We start from the raw sequence: 18,641 nt of genomic DNA, 5'->3' as shown, positions 1-18,641 counted from the left end.
CGGCGCCGATCAGCTCTGCGGTGCTGTGCATGGGACCTCCTGATGGCGGCAAGGGCCGGGAAACGAGCGGGGGTTTGTCATATAGGCATGCCGATGCCGTCGGCTGCGGAATCCGCAGCTCGGAGGGCTCCGTTTTCACCCGGTGGGCAGATGCGGGGTGGCAGGTGGCTGGGCACTCGTTCGAACGCCTACGATGCTCTGTTGTGTCCAAACTGACCGACGTGCCCAAGCGGATTCTCATCGGGCGCGCACTGCGCAGCGACCGGCTGGGGGAAACCCTCCTGCCGAAGCGCATCGCCCTGCCCGTTTTCGCCTCCGACCCGTTGTCCTCCGTGGCGTACGCCCCCGGCGAGGTGCTGCTGGTCCTGTCCATCGCGGGCGTGTCGGCGTACCACTTCAGCCCCTGGATCGCGCTCGCGGTCGTCGTGCTCATGTTCACGGTGGTCGCCTCCTACCGCCAGAACGTGCACGCCTACCCGAGCGGCGGCGGCGACTACGAGGTGGCCACCACCAACCTCGGCCCCCGCGCGGGCCTGACCGTCGCCAGCGCCCTGCTCGTCGACTACGTCCTCACCGTCGCCGTCTCGATCGCCTCCGGCATCGAGAACCTCGGCTCCGCGATCCCGTTCGTCGTCGAGCACAAGGTGGCCTGCGCGGTCGCCGTGATCGTGCTGCTGACACTGATGAACCTGCGCGGCGTGAAGGAGTCCGGCAAGCTCTTCGCGATCCCGACGTACGTCTTCGTCGCGGGCGTCTTCATCATGATCGTGTGGGGCGCGTTCCGCGGACTCGTCCTGAACGACACCATGCGGGCGCCGACGGCCCAGTACACGATCCGGGCCGAGCACCAGGGCCTCGCCGGGTTCGCGCTGGTCTTCCTGCTGCTGCGCGCCTTCTCCTCCGGCTGCGCCGCGCTCACCGGTGTCGAGGCGATCTCCAACGGCGTCCCCGCCTTCCGCAAGCCCAAGTCGAGGAACGCGGCGACCACGCTCGCGATGATGGGCCTGCTGGCGGTGACCATGTTCTGCGGCATCATCGTCCTCGCCCTGACCACCAAGGTCAGGATGGCCGAGAACCCGGCGACCGACCTGCTGAAGAACGGCGTCGGGGTCGGCGCCGGCTACGTGCAGAACCCGGTGATCACCCAGGTTGCCGAGGCCGTCTTCGGCAAGGGCAGCTTCCTGTTCGTGGTGCTCGCCGCGGCCACCGCCCTGGTGCTGTTCCTGGCCGCCAACACCGCCTACAACGGCTTCCCGGTGCTCGGCTCCATCCTCGCCCAGGACCGCTACCTGCCCCGCCAGCTGCACACCCGCGGCGACCGCCTCGCCTTCTCCAACGGAATCGTGCTCCTCGCGGGCGCGGCGATGCTGCTCGTCATCATCTACGGCGCCGACTCCACCCGGCTGATCCAGCTGTACATCGTCGGCGTGTTCGTGTCCTTCACGCTCAGCCAGACCGGCATGGTCCGCCACTGGAACCGCCACCTGGCCGTGGAGAAGGACCCCGCCCGGCGCAGCCACATGGTGCGCTCGCGCGCGATCAACACCTTCGGCGCCTTCTTCACCGGCCTGGTGCTGGTCGTCGTGCTGGTCACCAAGTTCACCCACGGCGCCTGGGTCGCCCTGCTCGGCATGGTGATCTTCTACGTGACGATGACCGCCATCCGCAAGCACTACGACCGGGTGGCCGAGGAGCTCGCGGCCCCCGAGGGACCGAGCGACGACAGCGTCCGGCCGTCCCGGGTCCACTCCGTCGTCCTGATCTCCAAGATCCACCGGCCGACGCTGCGGGCGCTGGCGTACGCCAAGCTGATGCGCTCGGACACCCTGGAGGCGCTCAGCGTCAACGTCGACCCGCTGGAGACCAAGGCGCTGCGCGAGGAGTGGGAGGAGCGCGGCATCGACGTACCGCTGAAGGTCCTCGACTCGCCCTACCGCGAGATCACCCGCCCGGTCATCGACTACGTCAAGAGCCTGCGCAAGGAGTCGCCGCGCGACGCGGTGTCCGTGATCATCCCCGAGTACGTCGTCGGCCACTGGTACGAGCACCTGCTGCACAACCAGAGCGCCCTCAGACTGAAGGGCCGGCTGCTGTTCACGCCGGGCGTGATGGTCACCTCCGTCCCCTACCAGCTGCAGTCCTCCGAGGCGGCCAAGCTCCGGGCCCGCAGGCGGCAGGAGTGGAACGCGCCGGGTTCGGTGCGCCGCGGCCCGGCCCAGGAACGGGCCAAGGAGGCACCGGCGCCGAAGTAGACTGGTGGGCTGTTGTCCGCCCGTTCCCCCTCTCGCTACTGGAGTCACCCCGCCATGCAGGCAGAACCGAAGAATTCGCAGGCGGGGTCGCCGGCCGGCTCGCTCGGCTCCCTCGTGGGGGAGGAGTACGAGGTCGAGGTCGGCCCCGTCGCCCACGGCGGCCACTGCATCGCCCGCACGTCCGAGGGACAGGTGCTGTTCGTCCGGCACACGCTGCCCGGTGAGCGGGTCGTGGCCAGGGTCACCGAGGGCGAGGAGGGGGCCCGGTTCCTGCGCGCGGACGCCGTGCGGGTGCTGTCGGCGTCCAAGGACCGCATCGAGGCGCCCTGCCCCTACGCCGGTCCCGGCCGCTGCGGCGGCTGCGACTGGCAGCACGCCAAGCCGGGGGCGCAGCGCAGGCTCAAGGGCGAGGTCGTCGAGGAGCAGCTCCGGCGCCTGGCCGGTCTCACCCCCGAGGAGGCCGGCTGGGACGGCACGGTGGTGCCGGCCGAGGGCGACAAACTGCCCGCCGGGCAGGTGCCGCGGTGGCGCACGCGCGTGCAGTACGCGGTCGACGCCGACGGGCACGCGGGTCTGCGCCGGCACCGCTCGCACGAGGTGGAACCGATCGACCACTGCATGATCGCCGCCGAGGGCGTCAGCGAGCTGGGCATCGAGAAGCGGGACTGGAGCGGCATGGAGTCCGTGGACGCGATCGCGGCGACCGGCTCGCAGGACCGGCAGGTGATCCTCACCCCGAAGCCCGGCGCCCGCCTTCCGATCGTGGAGCTGGACCGGCCGGTGTCCGTGATGCGGGTCGGGGAGAAGGACGGCGGCGTGCACCGCGTCCACGGCCGCCCCTTCGTCCGCGAACGCGCCGACGGCCGCACCTACCGCGTCGGCAGCGGTGGCTTCTGGCAGGTCCACCCGAAGGCCGCGGACACCCTGGTGACCGCGGTCATGCAGGGCCTGCTGCCGCGCAAGGGCGAGACGGCGCTCGACCTGTACTGCGGCGTCGGCCTGTTCGCGGGCGCCCTCGCCGACCGGCTCGGCGACCAGGGCGCGGTGCTCGGCATCGAGTCCGGCAAGCGGGCGGTCGAGGACGCCCGGCACAACCTCGCCGGTTTCGACCGCGTCCGCGTCGAGCACGGCAAGGTCGAGTCGGTCCTGCCGCGCACCGGCATCACCGAGGTCGACCTGATCGTCCTGGACCCGCCGCGGGCCGGAGCGGGCCGCCGGACGGTGGAGCACCTGTCCTCCCTGGGCGCCCGCCGCATCGCCTACGTCGCCTGCGACCCGGCCGCCCTGGCACGTGACCTGGCGTACTTCCGGGACGGCGGCTACCGGGTGCGCACGCTGCGGGCGTTCGACCTGTTCCCGATGACCCACCACGTGGAGTGCGTGGCGATTCTCGAACCCGTGGCGAAGGGTCGCTGACCCGCGGTTCTCGGTGACGCCGGTGGTCTGACCCGTTTTCTCCCACGCAACGCTCTCGTGCCGTCTCCAGCGTTCTGCTGCCGCAGACGCGACCGCTTGTCGCACCCGGCCGGATCACGCCCAGCTGTCAGGCCACTGCGAGCGCGGCGCGGGCGTCGACGCGCTGGTGATGGAGGCGCATGACCTGCCGGGCGACCGGCTGGGCGAGCAGCACCTCGACGAGGAACGCGATGGTGCAGTTCCGCGGCCACAGGTGTGCGAACTGCTTCAGGGGCTCGGTGGAGACCTGCCGCGTGCCGATCCACGTGCCGACCACCGTCATCACGAGGGAGATCAACAGCACGCTGCACAGGGCGTTCAAGATCATATGGGCGCGGAAGCTGTCGCCCGGGCGCACGAGCCGTGCGGTGAGCAGTTCGGCGGGCTTCATCGTCAGCAGGACGACGGCCATGACCGCGACCAGCAGGGCCGGCATCACCTCCAGCAGATCGGTCCACATGGCCAGGGTGAAGCCGGCGGTCAGACCGCCGATCACCACCGGGATGACGTTCACCGAGATCACGGCGATGACCAGCATGAACGTGACGAATTCCTTCGGGTTGCGCGGCAGGTGGGTGTGAAAGGGGTTGTCGCTCACAGTGCAGCTCCTCATCGCTCGATACGGAGACCGGCAACAAAAACAGCGCCCGTCTCCCGAGTCGACTCGGGAGACGGGCGCTGTTTCGGAATGCTTGTACGCGCCGGACTTCGCAGCCAAGAGTACACGCCCACAGCGTCTGTCTCGGACGAGGACGGGGAGGCGCGGTCTCTGCTCATTCCTGTGGCAGGGCTCGGACCTGGAGGTTTGCAGGGCTGCTCGGCAGCATGGCGCCGCCGCCGGCGCCTCTGTGGCAGCGGTACGGCGGGTGGCAGCCGCACTTTCTGATCGTGGTCCCGGCGCCGGAGGTGTCGCCCCGGTCGCCTTGCCGACGTGACGCGCCCCCTGACCAGCCGTCGCCCGAGAGCGGCCTCGGCCCATCCACGGGCCGGCCCCCCCCCGGGGTTGCTCGCAGCGGCGAGCGCCTGTCGCGCGCCCCCACCGCACCTTGCCGGCGGGGCCCCGGGCTTCCTGGCCGGCGTCCCTTGCTTCTTGCGGTGCGTGAATGCGGGCGGGGATCGCGACGGCGCGGAGTGGAGGCGGTCCCGCGGAGGGGTTCGGGACCCGCGCTGTCAGAAGTATTGACACATATATATATGTGTTCGTATCTTCCGGCTGTGGTGGACGCCACAACGCACCTGATTGCGGATCAACTCCGCTGAGTCAAAGGGGACTTGTTATGAGTCGAGGTTCGATCCTGGTCGTCGGTGGAGGCATCGGCGGTCTCGCGACGGCCATCGCCGTTCAGCAGAAGGGCTTCGACACGACGGTCGTCGAGCTCCACTCCGACGCGCACTCGTCCGTCTACGGCGTCGGCATCATCCAGCCGATGAACGCCCTGCGGGCTCTCGACATGATCGGTTGTGCCCAGGACTGCATCGCGGCCGGCTACCCGGCCAAGCGCTGGGGTGGCCTCTACTCCACGGACGGGACCTTCGTCAAGGAGATGCCGGGCACGCCCGTCCCCGGTGTCGACCTGCCTCCGATGAACGGCCTCACCCGTCCGAAGCTGCACGAGATCCTGACCTCCCACGCCCTCGAAGCGGGCGTGACCATCCGCTACTCGACGACCTTCACGGAGCTCGAGGACGACGGCGCCGGCGTGGACGTCGCTTTCACCGACGGCTCCACCGGCCGCTTCGACATCGTCGTCGGTGCCGACGGCGTCTACTCCAAGACCCGCGGCTACGTCGTCGAGGGCGAGGTCGCGCCCTACTACATCGGACAGTCGGCCTACCGCGTCAACATCCCGCTCCTGCCGGAGATCGACAGCATCATCCTGCAGGCCAGTACCGAGGGAATGGCCGGTCTCGTCCCGATCGGCAAGGACCTGGCCTACCTCTTCTACAACGCCCACATGGAGAAGCAGACCCCTGACTCGGGCATGGACAGCGCCGAGAAGCTGCGCGAGTACCTCGCTCCGTTCGGTGGCTTCATGGGCCGTATCCGGGACGAGTTCATCACCGACGACTGCGACATCGTGCTGCGGCCCGAGGAATCCCTGATCGTGGACGCCCCGTGGCACAAGGGCCGCATCGTCCTGATGGGCGATGCCGTCCACGCGATCACACCGCACCTCGGCCAGGGCGCCGCCCAGGCGATCGAGGACGGCGTGGTGCTCGCCGACTGCCTCGACAGGCACGACGACCTCGAGGGGGCCTTCGCGGAGTACACCGACCGCCGTTTCGAGCGCTGCAAGCTCGTCGTCGACACCTCGCTCGACATCGCGGAGTGGGAGATGGGCCGCAAGCCGGGCTTCGACAACATCGACGCCACCGACCATGTCCTGGAGGTCATGGCCCAGCCCCTCTGAGCTGTGCCTTCCCGCGGGGTCGTTGACTACGATAGGCGGGATGAGCCTCTCCCCGGACAAGCGTGAACTGGCCGACGTCCTGCGCGAGCTCGGGTGGACCGTCCACCGGCGGACGCCCGAGCGGGCAGGCGTCGGCCCGATCCCGACCACTGAGCTGGCGTTGCTGAAACAAGTGATCGACGCGCCGGGGTCCACGGTCGGCGAGCTGGCGCAGGCACTGGGACTGCGTCAGCCGAACGTGAGTGCGGCGATCCGGGTCCTGGCCGATCGCGGCTTCGTGATCAAGGAGAGGAGCCCCACGGATCGCCGCATCACGCTGGTCAGACCCACCCCGCTCGGGTGCTCGGAGCACGAGGCGATCGCGGAAAGCTGGGCGGTGCCGATACGGCAGGCCCTTGAGGGGCTGAGCGCGGAGCATCGGACGGCGATCGAGCAGGCCGCGGAGGCGCTGGCGGCGCTCCATGAACGCCTCCGGGTCATAGAGCCGGGCGAGGCGCATATCGGGGCCCCGGTCTGACGAGCTCGTGCTCGGCAGGCAGGAAGGTGCCGAGGATGTCGGCGGGACTTGAGGTCCCTGTCGGCCGCGCCGATGTCAGGTCCGCGGTCTGTCGGCGGGACAGCAGTCCGGCGACGGCCTGGACGGTGTCGCTCATGCGCTCGCGGCGGCCGAGGCGGCGGGCCGGGGCCCGCCGGCGTTCTGCCTGTTCTTGCCGGAGAGGAACCCGTCCCGGTCCTTGCGGCCGGCCGGCGGACCCGGATCTCGGTGCCGTACACCCGCAACGTGCTCGTCTCCGCGACGAGTTCAGCGATCACGTCGGCCGACAGGCACCTGATCCTCCGGTCGCTGGTGACCGCTGCACGAGACGCGTTCCCGCGTGCGGGACGGCGGCTGACGAGCTCGTGCACGACAGGCGGTGAGGTGTCGAGCCTCTGATGGTTGATCATGGTGGTGTGCCGATCGCCGGGCTGCCCACGCGGGTGGCCCGGCGACCGACGTGCTCCACGGGTGGGTCAGTGCTTCGTGTAGACCTCCGGGACGTACCATCCGCCGGTCTCGAGCGGGAAGTCCTCGGCCGGCCGGTTCGACACCAGTCGGCGGCGCAGGTGCCGGCCGTCCGGGCCGTGCTGCGCGTAGTGGTCGAGCAGCAGGTCGTGACCGAGGTCGTTGTTGAGGTCGCGCCAGACCGCGTGGACGTGCTGGCCCGCGGCGACCGCGTTGTCGGCCTCGACGAGCAGGTCACGCGTGGAGATCCGGTAGTAGTGGGCGGTGTTCGCCTCGCGTCCGCCCGCCCAGGCGAAACGGAGGTCGCGCGGGTCGGCCGCGAGAACCTGCTCGCGGTACTGCCGGGACAGCTCGTCGGGACCGGTCTCCACGTAGTAGAGGAGAAGGCCGCGTACGGCATCGAGCTGATCGCCGGTCAGGTCGGCGCCGTTGATGCCCGACGGGTCGGACTTCACGAAGCGCAGGCGCTCGCGGTCCTCGTCGGTCGTCTCGTAGCCGACGATCCCGAGGTCGACCCAGTCGGGCCATTCTTCGGCGCCGACGCGGGGCACCTGACGGGTGACGAAGTCGGCGGGCGCGACATCGTGGACGACGGCCTGCTCCTGTGCGTCGGGGGACAGCGAGTGCAGGATCGCCAGAGCCCGGCGCTCGTTCTCACCGAGCGCGTCCAGCACGCCGGCGCCGACGGGCTGAGCGCCCATCGCGAGCGGTGTGACGGTGAGGTGGCGCTGCGCGACGATCGTGTAGTTGAGGGAGAGGTGGTGGCCGATGACCCGCCAGCCCCACGTGTCCTCGAAGCCGGGCCGTCCCCAGAAGCTGAACCAGTAGCCCTCGGGGTCGCGGAAGTCGCCGGCGAGGACGCCGAAGCCGCGCTCGACCACCTCGAGTTCGCGCAGCATGTTCTCCGTGGCCATCACGGACAGCGCCTGGCTGTAGCCGCGCATGCTGAGGCCGGCCTTGAGCAGCGACTGCGCGATGACCTTCTGGTGCCGGTCGAGCGCGTGCATCGGGATGCCGGCCCGGTCGGGCTTGGGAATGAAGTCCCAGTCGACACGGCCCGGAGCGCTCATGTCGGGCACGATCGCCGCGGCCTTGAGCTCGGGGCGGAGCGAGTCGAGCAGCGCCCAGGTGGCGAAGAGCATCCGCTTGATGGTGACGGGTGCCTCGTAGGTCATGGGTCCGGGCGAGGAGCCGCCGGGGTCGGGCAGGTGCGTCATGATTCCTTCCTCAGTCGTTGAGCACCGCGAGCAGGTCGCAGTGGACGACGGCGCCGCGGTCGAGCCGGGCCGCGATCGCCTGCCGGGCGGGGCGGTTGGCAGGGTCGGGGAACATCGCCTGCCACTCACGGTTGAGTGCCTCGCGGTCGTTGGGGTCGGTGAGGTGGAACGTCATCTTCAGGATGTCGTCCGTCGTGCCGCCGAGCTCGGCCATCAGGGTGCGGACGTGGGTGAAGACGTGCGCGAACTGCTGGTCGGCGTCGGGCGCCATCTCGCCGGTCACCGGGTCGCGGCCGGTGAGGGCGCCCGTCGCGACGAACGGGCCGATCCGGCTGGCGGCCGGGATCGGGTTGACGTGGCGGAACCCGGGGAGATCGATGCTGGTACGGGTGCTCATGGCGCTGAGCCCTCGGCGACGACGCGGTTCTCGATGTGGCCGAGGCCCTCGATCTTCGCGCGGACGACGTCGCCGACCTTGAGGAACCTGCCCTGCATCGCGCCGATGCCCGCGGGCGTGCCCGTGGCGAGGATGTCGCCGGGCATCAGGGTGAAGACCTGCGAGAGATAGGCGATCTGCTCGTAGATGTTGTGGACCATGTCGTTCGTCGCCCAGTCCTGGCGGATCTCGCCGTTGACGCTGAGGGTCATCCGCAGGTCGTGCGGGTCGGCGATCTCGTCGTCGGTGGTCAGCCACGGGCCGATCGGGCCGTGGGTGTCGAAGGACTTGCCGAGCGTGAACGTCGGCGACTTCTTCTGCAGCCAGTCGCGGACCGACACGTCGTTGGCGACGAGGTACCCGGCGATGACCGAGCGGGCGTCCTCGACGGTTACGTGCTTGCAGCGCCGGCCGATCACCACGCCGAGCTCGATCTCGTAGTCGAGGGCGTCGGAGAGGTGGGGCTTCACGATGCCGTCGTAGGGGCCGGTGATGCAGGAGACCTGCTTGTTGAACCACATCTGGTTCTCGGGGATCGGGATGCCCGCGGCGCGCGCCTCCTCGGCGTGCTCCTTGTAGTTCATGCCGATGCCGAGGTACTTCTGCGGGTTGTCGATCGGGGCCTCGAGGACCACGTCGGCCAGCGCGTGCGACGGGCCGTCGGCCGCGAGGATCTCCTGCTTCAGCGATGGCAGCAGGGGCAGGATCGACCGCAGCGACGTGCCCCCGACGACGTCCGAGATGTCGGTGACCCGGTCACCGTCGACCCGGCCCAGCCGCGTCGGCCCCTCCGGGGTGTGGAAGCGTGCGATCTTCACTGCTGCTCCTCCTGCGCGATTCTGTCGAGGCCGGCCTTCTCCTCGGCGGTGGGGGTCCAGACGTGCTCGCCGTCCGGGGTCATCTGGAAGCTGACGAAGCGCCAGGCGCCGTCCTCGCAGCGCCGCAGCACCTGGATCACCTGGCCGGCGACCGTGCGCTCGGAGCCGTCCGGACTGCCGAGGCGGTTGATCAGACGGCCCGTCATGATCGCGACGTCGCCGATCACACGGACGGTGAGGTCGCCCCGGGTGGCGCCCTTGTAGGGCGCGCGGGTGGCGACGTGCTCCAGGAGCTGGGCCTTCGTGTGGGTCAGGCCGGGCGCGTGGGTGTGGATCAGCGAGTCGTCGTACAGGTCACGCAGCGTGTCGAGGTCGATCTCCAGCAGCGCCTGCTGACGGCGCTCCTCCACGTCGAGGATCGCTGCGCGCGTGGCCTCGTCGGCGAGAACCACCGGGGCGACGGTCATGCCGTGGCTCCGTACTCGTCGAGGTCATTGGTGCGGTAGCCGGTCGCCTCGCCGGCCTCGAAGCCGGGACGGGGCGAACCGACCAGCGCGTGGTACTTGCTGAAGATCTGGTCGGCCTCCGCGAGCGGGAGGACCTCCTCGATGTCCTTGACGGGAGCGCCCCCGGTGCGCTCGGCGACCATGCGGCGGATGACCTCGTATCCCTCGCCGCGCATGTTCATCACGATCCGGTTGACGCCCTCGCGGCGGGCCGCGTCGTACGCGACGAAGGCCGCGTGCGGGTCGTCCGGGGTCTCGGCGAGCTTGTCCACGACGACGCGGGCGTCGAGCATCGCCTGGGTGATGCCGTTGCCGCCGCGGGGGTACATCGCGTGGGCGGCGTCGCCGAGCAGGACGACCCGGCCGTCGACCCAGTTGTCGAGCGGGTCGTGGCGGATCAGGGGGAAGAGGTAGACCTCGCGGGCCTCGCGCATCATCCGCCGGACGTCGAGGAAGGGCAGGTCGACGGTGTCGAAGAGCGGGATGACCTCGCTGATGTCGCCGACCTGGTTCCAGTCCTCGATGGTCTCCTCACCGTTGGTCTCGGCGACCCAGTTGACCAGGGTCCTGCCGGTGCCCTCGAAGTTGTCGGCGATGGGGTAGACGATCATCGAGGCGATGTCGGGGTCGCCGATGTGCAGGATCGTGTGGCCGTTGCGGAACGGTTCCATGACCGTGGTGCCGCGCCACATGGTGATGCCGGAGAAGTGCGGCTCGGAGAGATCGGGGAACATCTGCTTGCGGATGGCGGACTTGATGCCGTCGCAGGCGATGACCGCCGCATGGCGCACCTGCTCCGTACGGCCGTCGTCGTGCCGGAGGTCGAGCGTCACGCCGGTGTCGTCCTGCGAGTATCCGGTGACGCCGGTGCCGAGATGGATCGCGTCCGCGCCGAGCCGTTCGAGCGCGACCTCGTAGAACAGCATCTGGAGCGTGCCGCGGTGCACGAAGCGCTGCTCGTGCAGGTAGCCCATGTGCACGCCGCACTTCTCGGCGTAGATCTCCTGGCCGAAGTGGTTGTAGAAGATCGAGTCCTCCGCGTCGACGGAGATCGCGCGGAACTCCTCCAGCAGCCCGAGGTCGTCGATCTCGGCCGTGCCGACGGTCTTGATGTCGACGCCGACGCCGAGCGGCTTGAGCTCGGGCACGACCTCGTAGACGACCGGGCGGAAGCCCTTCTGGTGCATGCGGAGCGCGGTGAGCAGGCCGGCCGGACCGGCACCGATGATCGCGATGTCGGGATCAGTGGTGGTCATGTGGGTGTCCTCGTCAGGTGAGGGGGGACAGGCGGGTGGTCAGGAGGCCGGAGCGGAGAGCTCGGCGAGGAAGCCGGTGGTGGCCGCCCAGGCGCGCGCGGCACTGCGCGGGTGGTGGGCGAACACCGCGGGATCGGGGGAGTCGGCGGCCTTCGGGCTGGTGAAGGCGTGGGTGGTGCCGCTGTAGAGGTGGAGCTGGTGGTCCAGCCCGGCGGCGCTCAGGTGTTTTGCGAGCCGCTGTCGCATGGCAGGCGTCGCCATCGGGTCGTCGGCGCCGATCACCAGCAGCACGGAGGCCGAGCCCGGAGTGCTCCAGTCCTGTTCGAGCAGGTCGAGCCCGGGGTGCACGGCGGCGACCCCGGCGACATCGGCCCCGGTGCGCAGGTACTCCAGCGCCGAGGAGCCACCGAAGCAGTAACCGAGGAGGGCCAGGGGACGGCCGGCGAACTCCGGCTGCGCGTCGAGTGCCGCGTGAGCTGCGGCGACGCGCCCCATCCAGCGCTTGCGGTCCTGGGCCATGGCGCCGATCAGCGGGCCGATCTCGTCGACCGAGACCGGCGTGGCGCGCTCGCCCCACACGTCGGCCAGGAACACCGGATGTCCGGCCGCGGCGAGCCGTGTCGCGTGGCTGATCATCTCCTCGCCGACGCCGAAGGCGTCGTGGAGGAGCAGGACCGCGGCGGCGGAGGAGGAGGCGCCGGCTTCGCCTTGATGCGCCACGACCAGACCCAGCATCCGGGTCCCCTCGTGCTGGTACTCGACGTCACGGCAGGCTGCCTGGGTCACGTTTTCCCTGCCTCTTCGCGTTGGGATATGGCCTGTGCCACACATTGATCCGAAACCGTAGGCGAGATCATGTACGATTTCAACCACGATTCACGGTGGCAGCAGGTCTTGCATTGCAGGCGATTCTGTATATGGTTTCGCACACGATTCTGAAGTGTTCGGCACCACAGCCCGCACGTACCAGCCAGGGAGCGCCCGATCCCATGTCAGATATGCCCACGGCCGCCGAGCCGACCACCGGCGTGACGTCACCGCCCGCACCGGCCTCCGCCCCGGCAGCCCCTGTGAAGCACAGCGGCGGCGGGCCCTGGTTCGCCTCCCGCTTCGCCGTCATCGGCGTCTGGATCGCGCTCGCGGTCCTCTTCTCGGCCCTGCGCCCCGACACCTTCATGACGTCGGGCAGCCTCAAGGTGATCTTCGGCAGTCAGAACCAGTCGGCGCTCGTCTTCCTGACCGCCGCCCTGCTCTGCACGATCATCGTCGGCGAGTTCGTCGACATGTCGGTCGCCTCCAACTTCGGGCTCGCCGCCATCATGCTGACGATCCTCAACGTCAACCACGGGTGGAACGTGTGGGCGGCGGTGCTCGCCTCGGTCGTCCTGTCCACCGCAGTGGGCGCCGTGAACGGCTGGCTGGTGGTCAAGGTCGGCGTCAACACCATCGTGGTGACGCTCGGCATGGGCACCTTCCTCCTCGGCATCGCCCTCTGGGTCTCCGACCTGATGCCGGTCAGCGGCCTCCCCACGGACTTCAAGGACATCGCGCTCCAGCCGGTCGCCGGCCTTCCGGTCAGCTTCTTCTACGGGCTCGCGCTCATGCTCGGGTTCGCCTACGTCCTGCACTTCACACCGCTGGGCCGCACCATGCGCTTCGTCGGTGAGAGCCGTGAGGTCAGCCGGCTGGCCGGGGTGCGCGTGACACGGGTCCGTATCGGGGCCTTCACCACCGCGGGCCTCATCGCCGGCGTGGGAGGCGTGCTCTCCGCCGCGGCCACCGGCGGCTTCGACCCCAACGTGTCGCAGAGCTACCTGCTGCCGATCTTCGCGGCGACCTTCCTCGGCACGGCGATCCTCCAGCCGGGGCGGTTCAACCCGCTCGGCACCCTCATCGCCGTCTTCTTCCTCGCGACCGGCGTGCTCGGACTCCAGCTCCTGGGCGCGACCTCTTGGGTCACCAGCGTCTTCTACGGCGGCGTCCTCGTCGTCGCCGTCACCATCTCGACCGTGCTGCGCGGCCGTTCGCGCTGATCACCCGCCGGTCGCCCTCCCGGACCAGCCACCCCCGCCACCCCGCCCCCCGCGTCATTCTCAGCAAACAACGGAGTTCGCCATGAGACCCGCACGTCACACCTCCCGTCGACGCACCCGCACCTGGGCCGCGGCCGCCGGCATCGCCCTCCTCGCCGGTTCCCTCGCCGCCTGCGGCGGTGACGCGGGGGACACCACGTCCGCCGGCGCCGCCGGCTCGACCTCCGCGGCCGACGACAAGCTGGCCACGGCGATGAAGCCGCTGGACGCCTACCCCGTCCCGACGGAGAAGCTCGACGACGTCGACTCCGTCGCCGGAAAGACGATCTTCTACGTCCCGATCACCAAGCAGGCGCCGCAGTTCACCACCACCGAAAAGACCCTCGCCGCCGCCGCGAAGGCCGTGGGCCTGCGCCTCCAGGTCTGCGACGGCAAGGGAACGCCGACCGACATCGGCGGCTGCGTCGGCCAGGCGACGGACGCCAAGGCCGCGGCCATCATCGCGGATGCCATCCCGTACACGCTGGCGGCCAACGGCTTCGACGCCGCGCAGAAGGCCGGCATCCCGGTCGTCCTCAGCAACCAGGTGCCCGACCCGTCCCACCCGGCCTCCAAGACGCTCACCTGGGTGCAGGTCCCCGGCAGCGAGCAGCAGATCCGCCTCTTCGAGTGGATCGTCTCGGACTCCAAGGGCAAGGCCGACATCCTGGTCAACCAGAGCTCCGACAGCCCGTCGCCCGCCGACTTCGTCGCCGACGGCAAGGCCGCGCTGAAGAAGAGCTGCCCCGACTGCAAGCTGACGATCAACAAGGTCTCGTCCTCCAACTTCGCGCTCGTTCCCTCTTCGACCAGCGCCGTGCTGCTCAAGGACCCGACCATCAACTACGTCGACGCACAGTTCGAGCAGTTCCTGCAGCCGACCCAGGGCGGTGTCCAGCAGACGTCGCGCACGGACGTCAAGGTCGTCACCGGCTCCGCATCCCTCGGCGGCATGAAGGCACTCAAGTCCGGTTCGCTGGCGGCCGTCACCGCCCAGGCCGCGGCCTTCCAGGGCTGGGTCGACACCGACGCGGCGTTGCGCCTGATCCTCGGCCGGCCGGTGCCGGAGTACACCATCCCGACGCGACTGTTCACGAAGGACAACATCGGCGACGTCAAGCTCACCGAGGAGGCCGAGCTGTCCGGCGAGTGGTTCGGCCCGGCCACCTACACCGACGACTTCAAGAAGCTGTGGGGCGTCGCGTGAGCGGGCTCCAGGACAAGGCCCCGGCTACGGAGACCGCTCTCCCGCCGGTCCCTCGGCTCGTCGTCGAAGGGGTCACGATGACCTTCGGCAGCGCCACGGTCCTGCGCGACGTCGCCATGGACGTGCGTCCCGGCGAGATCCACGCCCTCATCGGGCAGAACGGGTCCGGCAAGTCCACCCTCGCCAAGATCCTCACCGGCCTCTACCGCCCCGACGCGGGCAGCCGGGTCACGGTCGATGGCACCGACCTGCGGCTGCCGGTCCGGCCCGACGAGTCCCGTGCCGCGGGCGTCGCGGTGGTGCACCAGAACCTCGGCCTGGTGCCGGACGCCACCGTGCTGGAGAACACCCGGCTCGGCCGGTTCAAGGGCTCGCGCTTCCTGCGCCGGATCGACTGGAAGGCCGAGGCCGCGGCGACGCAGGCCGTCTTCGAGCGGCTCGGCCCGCGCCGCATCCCGCTCGACGCCAGGGTCGCGGACCTGCACGAGGACGAGAAGGCGGTCGTCGCGATCGCCCGTGCCGTGCAGGACCTCGAGGACGGCAGCGGAGTCATCATCTTCGACGAGTCGACGCGTGCTCTCGGCCGCGAGTCGCTCGAGCGGTTCTACGCCCTGCTCGACCGCATCGTCGCGACCGGCACCTCGGCCCTGCTCATCACACACCGCCTGGAGGAGGTCGTGGAGGCCGCCGACCGGGTCACCGTGCTCCGCGACGGCGAGATCGTCGTGGCCGGCCAGGAGGTCGAGGGCATGACGAAGTCCGACCTCGCCCACCTCATGCTCGGGCGCGAGGTCGAGGGCCTGGAGCATCGTACGGCGGCCGACGCAGTGACCGACGCCGCCCCCGTCGTGGTCGACGGCCTCACGGGGGGCAACCTCCGCGAGCTGACCCTGCGGATCCGGCCCGGCGAGGTCGTCGGCGTCACGGGACTCAGCGGGGCGGGCCACGAGGACGTCCCCTACCTGATCAGCGGTGTCAGCAAGGCGGACGGCGGCACCGTAACCCTTCCCGCAGGGCAGTTCGCGCTGAGCGGCCTGTCGCCGGCCTCGGCGATCAAGAGCGGCATCGCGCTCGTCCCGGAGGGCCGTGAGTCGGCCGGTCTCGTCGGCGGGATGACCGTGACGGAGAACATCGCGTTCCCGCAGACCTGCACCGCGACCGCCTCCGCCAAGGTGCGGCCGCTACGGAACGCAGCCGAGAGGCAGCTGGCGACCGACTGGATCGAGCGCCTCGACGTGCGACCCCCGTGGCCGCACGCCGTGCTCAGGAACATGAGCGGGGGCAACCAGCAGAAGGTGTTCTTGGCCAAGTGGCTCGCGACCGACCCGGCGCTGCTGGTGCTCCACGAGCCCACCCAGGCCGTCGACGTGGGCGCGCGCAAGACCATCGTCGAAGCGGTCCGCGGGGCCGCCCACGAGGGCCGCGCCGTTCTCGTCGCCAGCTCCGACGAGAACGAGCTCGCGCTGCTGTGCGATCGCGTACTCGTCTTCAGCGACGGTGTCGTCGAGCGGGAGCTCACGGGTGAGTTCACCCCGCATGACATCGTCCAGAGCATCTACACCGACACCTCGCGCACCAAGCTGCGCGAGCGCACCCCGCAAGGAGCAGCGTCATGACCGTCGTCGACATCAACATCCACCACCTGCCCGAGGACCTGTTCACCAACGAGAAGATCCTCAACGGCTTCCTGAACAGCGCTCCGCGCGGCTTCGGCGAGATCGCCGGCGTCATCACCATGGAGGACGGCAAGAAGCAGCTGGTCCTGGAGAAGCCGAAGGGCTACCCCAACCTCAACTACGTCGAGGGCGATTACTCGACCGAGGCGAAGCTGAAGGCGATGGACGATGCCGGCGTCGACTACGGCGTCATGCGCGTCCCGGTCTGGCAGGAGTGGCTGGGCCTGGAGACCTGCAAGGCGGTCAACGACAACGCCGCCAAGATCGTCGCCGAGTCCGACGGCCGGCTGTTCTCGACCGCCTGCGTCCCTCCGTGGGGCGGCAAGGAGAACATCTACGAGCTCGAGCGCTGCCTCAACAATGGCGCCGTGGGCGTCCAGCTCGCCTGCCACTACGGCCAGCTGTACCTCGACGACGAGGCGTTCAAGCCGTACCTGAAGGTGCTGAACGACAAGAAGGTCCCGGTCATCGTCCACCACACGCCGCTGCCGGTGGAGTGGAAGTCGGTCATCGACTACCAGAACTTCCGCCGTGAGTACGGCCGCATCATGGACCAGGGCATCGCGGTCGGGCGCGAGCTGTTCAGCGGCATGTTCGACGAGTTCCCCGACCTCAAGTTCATCCACACGATGCTCGGCGGCAACTGGTTCGGGGTCACGGATCTGCTCACCCCGCACGCCCCCAAGGCCGGCGAGGCGATGCAGCGTCTGTCGACGTCCGGTGGCGACAAGATCAAGCAGTACCTCGAGAACAACATCTTCTTCGACCTCACCCACCCGCACTCCTGGGGCAAGATCCAGGTCGAGGCGGCGCTGAAGATCAACGGTGCCGACCACTACATGTTCGGCTCCTCGTTCCCCGTCTTCCGCTCCTGGATGAGCCAGGGCGTCGAGTTCGTCAAGAACGAGCTGGACATCAGCGACGCCGACCGCGAGGCCGTGTTCCACGGCAACGCCAAGAAGATGTTCAACCTCCCGATCTGACCCGCACCCGAGCAGAGCGAGACCGATGAGTGCCCTACCGGACGAGGACATCGACGGCTTCTTCACGACCTCCCGCACGACGGGCCGTGAAGAGGCGGTCGAGCTGACCGACGACAGCTACCGCACCTTCCTGCCCGACCTCGACGACCCCAGGCTCACCGAGGTCCGCGGGATGACCTACGAGGAGTTCGCCCAGAACCGCTACCAGGCGCCCTTCCTGCGCGACCTCCTCGCCTACTGGGACGGCCTCTACCGCGAGCCGTTCGTCGGGATCACCTCCGACGGCACGGTGCGCGAGGGGCTGTACGCCCTGCCGTCCGCCGCGCCGCCGGACACCGGGAGCGCGCCCGCCGAAGCCGCCGTCCGCTTCCTCGGCATGCTCACCCCCGGCGAACTGGACGCGGTGCGCCACGACATCGACGCCCCCGAGTGGCGGTCCTGGAGCAACCCCGAGTTCATGGTCTACCGCGTGGGACTGAGGATGGAGGTGCTCACCGGCGACAAGACGTCAGCGATCCACGGCATCCTCCGCGCATCGCTCAGCCCCGAGGGCTACGCCCGGGTCTCGGGCGCCATGGAACTCAACGGCCGGCTCGGCGAGCTGGTCGGCCTGCCCACGGTCATGAACCGGCACAGCTACTGGTTCTCCATCTTCGGCGACCCGTCGGCGGGCGCGCGGGGCGAGCCGTGGGGCTGGCAGCTCTTCGGGCATCATGTGGCCCTCAACTTCGTCTCCGTGGGGGGCCGGCATGTCATCGCCCCGGTCTTCCTCGGCGCCGAGCCCGCGCTCATGGACGACGGCGGCCACGAGCCGCTCTTCGCGGAGCGGGAAAGGCTCGCCCTCGAACTGGCCGCTTCCTTCACGGCCGCCCAGCGCGCCCGGGCGGTCGTCTACGAGTCCGTCCTCGACCCGGAGATGCCGGAGGGACGGCTGCACCCCGCCGACGAGCGGCACGTCGCGGGCGCGTTCCGTGACAACCGGGTGATCCCTTACGAGGGAATTCCGGCGGACGAACTCGACGACGCCCAGCGCGACCTGCTCCGCCGCATTGTCGCCGACTGCCTGCACCTGCTGGTCGAGGGGCAGCGCGAGCTGGCGCTGGCGGAGTACGACGAGCACGCCGACGAGACGTGGTTCTCCTGGTACGGCGCCACGGACGGCTCCCAGCCGTTCTACTTCCGGGCGCACAGCCCGGTGCTGATCGCCGAGTTCGACGACCACGCCGGGGTGTGGCTGAACAACAAGCTGCCCGCGCGGTTCCACGTGCACACGACGCTGAGGCACCCCAACGGCAACGACTACGCCAAGGCGCTCATCGCCCTGTGGCGCGAGCGGGGCGAGTGATCCG

16 protein-coding genes are annotated in these 18,641 nt (G+C 69.6%); 9 read left to right on the top strand and 7 right to left on the bottom strand.

Annotated elements, in window-relative coordinates:
* Positions 1-203: 203 nt before the first annotated feature.
* Complete coding sequence (locus AB0G63_RS31120; protein WP_360757037.1) at positions 204-2,252, top strand: APC family permease; 2,049 nt, start codon at positions 204-206, stop codon at positions 2,250-2,252.
* Between the two features lie 54 nt (positions 2,253-2,306).
* On the top strand, positions 2,307-3,668 hold the full coding sequence (locus AB0G63_RS31115) for a class I SAM-dependent RNA methyltransferase (protein WP_360757036.1): 1,362 nt from the start codon (positions 2,307-2,309) through the stop codon (positions 3,666-3,668).
* A gap of 127 nt (positions 3,669-3,795) precedes the next feature.
* Here AB0G63_RS31115 and AB0G63_RS31110 read toward each other — a convergent pair whose 3' ends face one another.
* Entirely contained in the window at positions 3,796-4,305 is a 510-nt protein-coding gene (locus AB0G63_RS31110) for a hypothetical protein (RefSeq protein ID WP_360757033.1), read from the bottom strand.
* A gap of 679 nt (positions 4,306-4,984) precedes the next feature.
* On the opposite strand from AB0G63_RS31110, the gene AB0G63_RS31105 reads away from it, so the two are divergent.
* Together AB0G63_RS31105 and AB0G63_RS31100 are read left to right on the top strand one after the other, a co-directional pair.
* On the top strand, positions 4,985-6,118 hold the full coding sequence (locus tag AB0G63_RS31105; protein WP_360757031.1) for an FAD-dependent monooxygenase: 1,134 nt from the start codon (positions 4,985-4,987) through the stop codon (positions 6,116-6,118).
* A gap of 40 nt (positions 6,119-6,158) precedes the next feature.
* Positions 6,159-6,635 (top strand): MarR family transcriptional regulator, encoded by a 477-nt coding sequence (locus tag AB0G63_RS31100; protein ID WP_360757030.1) that lies wholly within the window; start codon positions 6,159-6,161, stop codon positions 6,633-6,635.
* Between the two features lie 494 nt (positions 6,636-7,129).
* Here the strand turns inward: AB0G63_RS31100 and AB0G63_RS31095 are convergent, their stop codons facing one another.
* The 6 genes from AB0G63_RS31095 to AB0G63_RS31070 are packed head-to-tail and all read right to left on the bottom strand — an operon-like array spanning position 7,130 to position 12,140.
* Complete coding sequence (locus AB0G63_RS31095) at positions 7,130-8,338, bottom strand: DUF3500 domain-containing protein (protein WP_360757027.1); 1,209 nt, start codon at positions 8,336-8,338, stop codon at positions 7,130-7,132.
* 10 nt (positions 8,339-8,348) lie between these two features.
* Positions 8,349-8,735 (bottom strand): RidA family protein, encoded by a 387-nt coding sequence (locus AB0G63_RS31090; RefSeq protein ID WP_360757025.1) that lies wholly within the window; start codon positions 8,733-8,735, stop codon positions 8,349-8,351.
* Positions 8,732-9,592, bottom strand: a complete 861-nt coding sequence (locus tag AB0G63_RS31085) for a fumarylacetoacetate hydrolase family protein (RefSeq protein ID WP_360757022.1) — start codon at positions 9,590-9,592, stop codon at positions 8,732-8,734. Before AB0G63_RS31085 ends, AB0G63_RS31090 begins: the two co-directional genes overlap by 4 nt.
* Positions 9,589-10,059, bottom strand: a complete 471-nt coding sequence (locus tag AB0G63_RS31080) for a nuclear transport factor 2 family protein (RefSeq protein ID WP_360757019.1) — start codon at positions 10,057-10,059, stop codon at positions 9,589-9,591. The genes AB0G63_RS31085 and AB0G63_RS31080 overlap by 4 nt, the downstream gene beginning before the upstream one ends.
* Positions 10,056-11,354 carry an FAD-dependent monooxygenase gene (locus AB0G63_RS31075; RefSeq protein ID WP_360757016.1) on the bottom strand — a complete coding sequence of 433 codons (1,299 nt, stop codon included), beginning with the start codon at positions 11,352-11,354 and terminating at the stop codon, positions 10,056-10,058. The genes AB0G63_RS31080 and AB0G63_RS31075 overlap by 4 nt, the downstream gene beginning before the upstream one ends.
* 39 nt (positions 11,355-11,393) lie before the next feature.
* A complete protein-coding gene (locus tag AB0G63_RS31070; protein ID WP_360757014.1) occupies positions 11,394-12,140 on the bottom strand; it encodes a dienelactone hydrolase family protein in 747 nt (248 codons plus the stop codon).
* Between the two features lie 203 nt (positions 12,141-12,343).
* Here AB0G63_RS31070 and AB0G63_RS31065 point away from each other — a divergent pair, with 203 nt between their 5' ends.
* The 5 genes from AB0G63_RS31065 to AB0G63_RS31045 all read left to right on the top strand — a co-directional run bounded on the left by AB0G63_RS31065 (position 12,344) and on the right by AB0G63_RS31045 (position 18,637).
* Entirely contained in the window at positions 12,344-13,387 is a 1,044-nt protein-coding gene (locus tag AB0G63_RS31065) for an ABC transporter permease (RefSeq protein ID WP_360757011.1), read from the top strand.
* Positions 13,388-13,469: 82 nt separating this feature from the next.
* The gene (locus AB0G63_RS31060) at positions 13,470-14,633 is read left to right on the top strand and encodes a substrate-binding domain-containing protein (RefSeq protein ID WP_360757008.1); all 1,164 of its coding nucleotides are present in this window, start codon (positions 13,470-13,472) and stop codon (positions 14,631-14,633) included.
* Between the two features lie 77 nt (positions 14,634-14,710).
* On the top strand, positions 14,711-16,249 hold the full coding sequence (locus AB0G63_RS31055; protein WP_360757005.1) for a sugar ABC transporter ATP-binding protein: 1,539 nt from the start codon (positions 14,711-14,713) through the stop codon (positions 16,247-16,249).
* A complete protein-coding gene (locus tag AB0G63_RS31050) occupies positions 16,246-17,292 on the top strand; it encodes an amidohydrolase family protein (RefSeq protein WP_360757003.1) in 1,047 nt (348 codons plus the stop codon). The genes AB0G63_RS31055 and AB0G63_RS31050 overlap by 4 nt, the downstream gene beginning before the upstream one ends.
* Positions 17,293-17,317: 25 nt before the next feature.
* On the top strand, positions 17,318-18,637 hold the full coding sequence (locus AB0G63_RS31045) for a DUF3500 domain-containing protein (RefSeq protein WP_360757001.1): 1,320 nt from the start codon (positions 17,318-17,320) through the stop codon (positions 18,635-18,637).
* Positions 18,638-18,641: the final 4 nt, after the last annotated feature.

This window comes from Streptomyces sp. NPDC020996, assembly GCF_040641355.1.
GTDB lineage: Bacteria > Actinomycetota > Actinomycetes > Streptomycetales > Streptomycetaceae > Streptomyces.
The sequence above is the reverse complement of the archived record's forward strand: the minus strand, read 5'-3'. Positions and strand labels throughout refer to the sequence as shown.